General features: G+C 28.6%; 1 protein-coding gene. It reads right to left on the bottom strand.

What is annotated here, in order from left to right:
• Positions 1-678 precede the first annotated feature (678 nt).
• Entirely contained in the window at positions 679-1692 is a 1014-nt protein-coding gene (locus ACQ3F0_RS26630; RefSeq protein ID WP_428868852.1) for a nuclear transport factor 2 family protein, read from the bottom strand.
• Positions 1693-2102: the final 410 nt, after the last annotated feature.

Genomic DNA, 2102 nt, shown 5'->3' with positions numbered 1-2102 from the left:
AATACCCAACAACAAGCATACCTAAGATATACACTACAATAATGACACTATCAATTGTTGAAATCATTTTTGAATCTCTCCTTTTCTTTTTTTATTTATGAATAAAGTTAAATTATAATATAATTTTATATTTAACCTTCTTCTAAATTTATGACACATATTTATTTTTAAATTAGTTTTTTATTGTAATCTAACCAAATGACTAGCTAGTCATTTAGTACTTAACTAACCGTAAAAATAAGATATGTAGTTATAAACTATGCTATTAACCATATTAAATGTTTGTTAATATTTAATATGGTTTGTATAAAAATAATACCTTTTTATATTCTTAAACATAGAACAATCAGTTTCTCTCATTAAAATAACTGGATAATCGCATTTATATAATCATCATGACTAGCTAGTCATTTTATATAAAAATAACACCTGTCCAGTGTATAAAACCTAATAAACAATAGCTATAAACCAAGTATACATTACCTTTAAATTTTTGTAAAGGTTTTCTTTGCTTGAAATCTTTATAGAATCATCAAATAGTATTAAATGAACTATAATATGAATTACGTATTAATTACTTCTAAAAATTTATATTATGGTTAAACCACAAAAGTATTTTAGTTCAGCTTACTTTTTGTGGTTTAACCTTATTGTAGTTTAAATCAAGTACTTTAAAATTTATAGTGTAGGATTCATTATTTGTTGAGTACGTTCAAAGATATCCAATCCCTGTTGTTTTAACCAATATGGTAAATCAATAAGTACCCAGTTTTCTGAAAGTTTGTCACCTTGACGGCAATAAACATCTACTACCTGCATGTCAGCACGAATTTCTCCCCCAGGTAATCCTAAGAATCCACCAATAGGTGTATTTGATAAATTTGGCCATCCAAAGAAACAAGCAAAATTTCCTTCTGCAAAACGACAAACATGACCATTGAATTTTTTATCTTTTAAATTATTTCTGAAAGGTAATTGATGTTGTTTTTGATATCTAGGAATAGTGTAACTTGCTCCAATTCCACCTGGTCCATACCAAATCATTCTTTTAGACCATGTTTTCTCTAAAACTTCTGGTGGGCAACCCATTGCTCCACTTTCATTAAGTTCAGTTAAATCATCAATCATTTTATTTACTAGCTTTAAAGTTTCAACGCCTTCTTCTTCTGGAGCATCTTCAAATAGAAGTCCATCATGATTTCTTGGACCTGGATATACAAAATATGATCCTGTTGATGGTGGCAATGGATTTACTCCTGCCTGAAGCATGAATCCAATAATATCAATAAATATTCCTGTTTGAGTAATTTTGCCATCTTCTACGCAACTAAATTCTGCATATCTAAGACTTATCATTTTTCCTGTTGGTCTTATTCCCATCCATTCAGAATCAAATAGGCCCATAAAGTGACCCATACTCATTACCCACTCTTCACCACTAATTTCGTTAGTTCCTCCAATAAAGATATCTTGGCGACGTTGTATATCCTTTACTGAACTCATTAATGGAGTCCAAAACTTCTCTGCTACATCTTCAACACTATTTTGTTCACGAAATGGGTAAACCCCTTTCCACGAATAATTTTCACTAGTAAATTCTTTTAACACACTTAACACATTTTCAGGTGCTGAATTCTCTAGAGCCTCAAAATAACTTCTCACTACTTTTTTTGCTGCTTGATATTTACTCATAATATCCTCCTAATTATAAACTCTTTAACCCTGATATTTTTATATTTTTCTCCACTATAGCATTCTACAAATAATCTCATTAATCAAAATGCTCATAGAAGAGTCTTTTTTATAATTCACACTGCATAATACACAAAATTCTAGTATTAAAACATCAATTTCATTATGAATTATGCATTGTGAATTATAAAGGTCACTCATTGATGTAACCTTTATAATTTCACACAATTATTATCTAATTTTATTCAATAAAAAGTGGTTTAGTTTAATTCATTTTTTATGATTAATTCTAAAGATTAATTAATGCTAAGAATATATATTGACTAAAGAAGAATATTAAAGCTATTTTAGCGTATTTGTCCATTGAGAATGGAAGTATAGATACACCATCTTCTTCTGTATTTCCTTCT

The sequence above is a fragment of the Clostridium sediminicola genome (genome assembly GCF_050402865.1).
GTDB classification, from domain to species: Bacteria; Bacillota; Clostridia; order Clostridiales; family Clostridiaceae; genus Clostridium_AF; species Clostridium_AF sediminicola.
This window is presented reverse-complemented; position numbering and strand designations above follow the sequence as displayed.